This is a genomic window from Micromonospora sp. MH33 (assembly GCF_003013775.1).
GTDB lineage: Bacteria > Actinomycetota > Actinomycetes > Mycobacteriales > Micromonosporaceae > Micromonospora > Micromonospora fulviviridis.
This window is the reverse complement of the sequence record NZ_MUYZ01000394.1, coordinates 1-5,076: the sequence shown is the minus strand read 5'-3', so window position 1 is coordinate 5,076 and position 5,076 is coordinate 1. Positions and strand designations below refer to the sequence as shown.

Annotated in this window: 5 protein-coding genes and 1 riboswitch; all 5 genes read right to left on the bottom strand. The window is 75.0% G+C overall.

The genetic code is table 11. The features are described 5' to 3' along the window. Nucleotides 1-489, bottom strand: a 489-nt coding sequence (locus B0E53_RS33020; protein WP_146167872.1) for an FAD-dependent oxidoreductase, incomplete at its 3' end; no start/stop codon positions are given. Further along, nucleotides 483-1,109: a thiamine phosphate synthase gene (locus B0E53_RS33015; RefSeq protein ID WP_107079534.1), complete on the bottom strand. Its 627-nt coding sequence runs from the start codon at nucleotides 1,107-1,109 to the stop codon at nucleotides 483-485. The genes B0E53_RS33020 and B0E53_RS33015, both read right to left, overlap by 7 nt. Next, nucleotides 1,104-1,213: riboswitch (TPP riboswitch) on the bottom strand. It overlaps the preceding gene by 6 nt. A gap of 231 nt (nucleotides 1,214-1,444) precedes the next feature. Continuing rightward, nucleotides 1,445-2,407: an aldo/keto reductase gene (locus B0E53_RS33010; protein WP_210406308.1), complete on the bottom strand. Its 963-nt coding sequence runs from the start codon at nucleotides 2,405-2,407 to the stop codon at nucleotides 1,445-1,447. Nucleotides 2,408-2,428: 21 nt separating this feature from the next. Next, nucleotides 2,429-4,108, bottom strand: a complete 1,680-nt coding sequence (locus B0E53_RS33005; RefSeq protein WP_107079532.1) for an ATP-binding cassette domain-containing protein — start codon at nucleotides 4,106-4,108, stop codon at nucleotides 2,429-2,431. A 41-nt stretch (nucleotides 4,109-4,149) separates the two neighbouring features. After that, complete coding sequence (locus B0E53_RS33000; protein WP_107079535.1) at nucleotides 4,150-4,755, bottom strand: methyltransferase; 606 nt, start codon at nucleotides 4,753-4,755, stop codon at nucleotides 4,150-4,152. Nucleotides 4,756-5,076 lie beyond the last annotated feature (321 nt).

Below are 5,076 nucleotides of genomic sequence, written 5' to 3'. Positions count from 1 at the left end.
CCGCAGCGCGGCCACCAGCCGGCGCGGGTCGACCTGGTGGTCGCCGGGGGCGACCGCGCCGCCGCGCACCCGCGGGGCCAGCGCCGGCTCGCGGTCGCGCAGCTCGGAGGGGCGCAGCGGCGTGATCGGCAGTCCCAACCCCTGCTGGTACGACCAGAGCCGCCGCGCCTCGGCCAGGTCGTCGGCGGTGAGCCCGACCACCAGGGTGCCGTCGGCGCGGTACCCGACATCGGCGCCGGCCGCCTCGGCCAGGTCGGCGGCGAAGCGGGGCCAGCGGGCGGCGGACTCGGCGAGCAGCCCGGTCAGCTCGTGTTCGCCGAAGTACGCCTCGGCGACCGGGGCGAGCATCCCGGCGGCGACGTGCGAGGCCCCGGAGCCGGGTGCCGGGTCGTGGACGGTCACGCGCAGCCCACGGGACGCGCACCGCCACGCGATCGCCAGCCCGACCGGTCCCGCCCCCACGATGGCGACGTCCGGTCGGGTCAGCACGTCAGGGCCTCGATCAGCTCGGCGGTCGTGCGGGCGGGATCGGGGCTGGCGGACAGCGTCCCCACCACCGCCACCCCGTACGCCCCGGCGGCCCGCAGCGCCGGCACCGACGCGGCGGTCCCCCCGCCGATGGCGATCACCGGCACGTCCACCGCGCCGGCCACCGCACGTACCCCCGCGGGGCCGATCGGGTCGGGCAGGCCGGCCTTGGTGGTGGTGGCGTGACAGGGGCCCACGCCCAGGTAGCTGGCCCCGGCGGCGACCGCGGCGGCGGCACCACCCGGCTCCCGCGCGGTCGCCCCGAGCACGGCGTCGGCGCCGAGCACCCGGCGGGCGGCCGCCACCGGGAGGTCCTCCGCGCCGACGTGGCCGCCGGCGGCCTCCACCGCCAGCGCCACGTGCAGCCGGTCGTTGACCAGGCAGGTCGCACCGTACGGCCGGCACAGCCCGACCACCCGGCGGGCCAGCTCGTACGCCTCCCGGTCGGTGGCGTCGTCCTCCACCCGGACCTGGACGACCAGCTCGGCGCGGGCCACCGGCAGGGCGGCGCGCAGCACGGCGAGCGGGTCCCGCCCCGGCCGGGTGTCGGTGATCAGATGCAGTCGTCCCAGGGACGGCACGGCAACTCTCCTCCCTGCGCCGGCATTACCCGGATCAGGTTCGACGGTCGGGGGCTTCCAGCCCCCCTCTCAGCCCGGTGGCACCGGGCTCCCGTGGGTCACTTGCGGGCCTACCGTACGACGTGCGCGCGGATCCGCCAAGGGTGGGTGGGTAATTTCCCACCGACCGTCCCGCGTGGAGGACGGGGACAGCGGGTGATCTCCCGATCACGCCATGCTGTCCGGATGCCCTCGCCCGCGGGCTGTCCTTTGTGCCCTTCCGGGCAGTGCGGCGGGGGGCGGACAGCGCGCTGCCCCGGCGGCCAGACGAGGGCGCCGGGGCAGCGGAGGGCAGGTCAGAGGAGGGCGTCCAGGGCGTCGAGGTCCTCGTCGGTGGGCTGCCAGGTGCCCGCCTCGGCGTTGGCGCGTACCTGCTCGGGCGTGGTGGCGCCGGCGATCACCGAGGTCACCGCCGGTCGGGCGGCGAGCCCGCCGATGGCCACCTGGAGCATGCTGACCCCGCGCTTGGCCGCGTACGCCTCGATCGCCTCGATGGTGTCCCAGTCCGCCGCGGCGAGGCGCTGGGCGTACCGGCCGCCGCCGGAGAGCCGGCTGCCGGCGGGCGGGGCCTCGTTCCGCTTGTACTTGCCGGTGAGCAGGCCGTTCGCCAGCGGGAAGAACGGCAGCATGCCCAGGCCGAACCGCTCGCACGCCGGGATCACCTCGGCCTCGACGGACCGTTCCAGAAGGCTGTAGTGGTTTTGCGCGGAAATGAAGCGCGCTCGGCCCTGGGAGGAGGCGGTCCAGTCGGCGTCGGCGATCTGCCAGCCGGCGAAGTTCGAGTTGCCGAGGTAGCGCACCTTGCCGGCGGTCACCAGGTCGTCCAGCGCGGCGAGGGTCTCGTCGATCGGGGTGCCCGGGTCGGGCTCGTGCATCTGGTACAGGTCGATGTGGTCGGTGTCGAGCCGGCGCAGCGACGCCTCGACGGCCCGGGCGATGTAGCGGCGGGCGCCCCGGGCGCCGTGGTCCGGCCCGTTGAGGCCGTGCATGTCCATGCCGAACTTGGTGGCGACCACCACGTCGTCCCGGCGGCCCTTGAGCGCCTGCCCGAGCAGTTCCTCGGAGCCGCCCTGCGGCTCGCCGTAGATGTCGGCGGTGTCGAAGAAGTTGATTCCGGCGTCGAGCGCGGCGTCCACCACCGCGCGGGTGCCGTCGAGGTCGAGCTTGCGGCCGAAGTTGTTGCAGCCGATGCCGACCACGGACACCACGAGCCCGGAGTCGCCCAGCCGGCGGTAGGTCATCTCAGTCACGAGATCCACCCTATGCCGCCGGCCGGGCGCTCACCGCACGTCCCAGACCGGCTCCGGGGTCTCCACCACCTCGCCGTCGCCGCGGAACAGCACGAACCGGCCGAAGGAGCGGGTGAACCAGCGGTCGTGGGTGACCGCGACGACCGTCCCGGCGAACGCGGCCAGCCCCGCTTCGAGGGCCTCGGCGGAGGCCAGGTCGAGGTTGTCGGTCGGCTCGTCGAGCAGCAGCAGGGTGGCCCCGGACAGCTCCAGCAGCAGCACCAGAAAGCGCGCCTGCTGGCCGCCGGAGAGGGTGCCGAAGCGCTGGTCGCCCTGCCCGGCCAGCTCGTAGCGGGACAGCGCCGCCATGGCCGCGTGCCGGTCCATGCCGGCCCGGTGCTCGTCGCCCCGCCACAGGATCTCCACCAGCGTCTTCGCCATCAGCTCGGGCCGGTCGTGGGTTTGCGAGAAGTGGCCGGGCCGGACCCGGGCGCCGAGGCGTACCTGGCCGTCGTGCGCGACGGGGGCGAGCGCCGCCGCGCCGTCGACGGGGGTGTTGGCCGGGTCGGGGTCGGTGCCGCCGCGGGCGAGCAGGCGCAGGAAGTGCGACTTCCCCGTGCCGTTCGCGCCGAGCACTGCCACCCGGTCGCCATACCAGAGTTCCAGGTCGAACGGGTACGTCAGGCCGTCCAGTTCGAGCTGCTCGGCGATTACCGCGCGCTTGCCGGTCCGCCCGCCGGTCAGCCGCATCCGGATGTCCTGCTCCTTCGGGGGTACGGGCGGCGGCCCGGCCTCCTCGAACTTGCGCAACCGGGTCTGCGCGGCCTGGTAGCGGGAGGCAAGCCCGTCGTTGTACGCGGCCTTCTGCTTGTACATGAGCATCAGCTCGCGCAGCTTCTGGTGTTCCTCGTCCCAGCGGCGGCGCAGCTCGTCGAGGCGGGCGTGTCGGGCCACCCGGGCCTCGTGCCAGCTGGCGAAGCCGCCCGGGTGCACCCAGGCGCTGCCGCCCTCCACGGCGACCACCCGGTCGGCGGTCTGGGCCAGCAGCTCCCGGTCGTGCGAGACGTAGAGCACGGACTTGCCGGACTCGCGCAGCCGGGCCTCCAGCCAGCGCTTGCCGGGCACGTCGAGGAAGTTGTCCGGCTCGTCGAGGAGGAGCACCTCGTCCGGGCCGCGGAGCAGCAGTTCCAGCGCGAACCGCTTCTGCTGGCCGCCGGAGAGGGTCCGCACCGGGCGTTCCCGGGCGGCGTCCCAGGGCAGGCCGAGGACGATGGTGGCGACGGTGTCGAAGAGCACCTCGGCGTCGTACCCGCCGGCCTCGCCCCAGGCGGCCAGCGCGTCCGCGTACGCGAGCTGGGCCTTGCCGGCGGCGCTGCTGTACTTGCCGCGGACCTCGGCCGCCCGCATGGCCGCCTCGGTCTCGGCGAGGCGGTGGCCGGCGTCGCGCAGCGCCGGCGGGGCGAGCGACAGCGCCAGGTCGGCGAGCGTCGACTCGTCGCCGATCATGCCGATGAACTGGCGCATCACGCCGAGCCCGCCAGCGCGGGCCACGGCGCCGGTCTTCACCGGCAGGTCGCCGGCGACCATGCGCAGCAGCGTGGTCTTGCCGGCGCCGTTGGGGCCGACGAGCGCCACCTTGGCACCCTCACCGACCCGGAACGACACCTCGGCGAAGAGTTCCCGGCCGTCCGGGAGGATGTGCCCGACCCCTGCCACGTCCACGTATCCCACGCGGGCATCCTGCCCGAGGGGTGGGCGCGGGCGACACCCGATTACGGGGTGACCCGGAGCACCCGGTAGCCCTTCTGGCTGGCGTGCCGCTCGACCTGCCAGCCCTGCTCGACCAGCCAGCGGTGCAGCGAGTCGCCGCCGAGGTGCCGCGCGACGACCAGCCAGGCCACCCCGTCCGGGGCGAGCCGGGGCAGCCAGCGCAGCAGCAGGTCGTGCAGTTCCGCCTTGCCGATGTGGATCGGCGGGTTGGACCAGATCTGGGCGAATGCGAGATCGGCGGGTACGTCGCCCGGCGCGGCCACCCGGACCCGGTCGGCGGCACCGACCCGGGCGGCGTTGGCGGCGGTGAGTTCGCGCGCCCGCTCGTTGACGTCGACCGCCCAGACCGTGGCGGCCGGTGCGCTGGCGGCCAGTACGCAGGTGATCGGCCCGAAGCCGCAGCCGATGTCGAGCAGCGGGCCGGTGGCGTCGTGCGCCGGCAGCTCGGCCTTGCGCAGCAGCACCGCGGTGCCGGGGTCGAGCCGGTTGGCGGAGAAGACCCCGCTGGCCGAGGCGAGGGTGTAGTCGCGCCCGCCGGCGGAGAATTCGACCTCGCGCGGCCGGGCGGCGGTCGTGGGTTCCGCGGTGAAGTAGTGGTCGCCGGTCACGACGGGCATTGTCGCACCGCCCGGGAACGGCGCCGGCGACGGTGGGCGGGGCAGGACGCAACGCCACTCCGCCAGATTTTCCCGATATTACCCCCGAAAGGGACAATGGCCCCTACTGTAGCCAACATGGTGTATCGGTACGAGTCCGATGAGGACGCCTTCCTGGAGTACCCGAGGCCCGGGTCGGACCCGTCCGTGCCCGGTGCCGCGGCGGCTCCGCCGGCGGGTCCCTCGCCGTCCCGCTTCCCCACCCCGTCACTGCCTCCGCCGGTCCGGCCCACCCGACCGGCCGTCGACGCCGCACGGGCGCCGGCCCCGCCG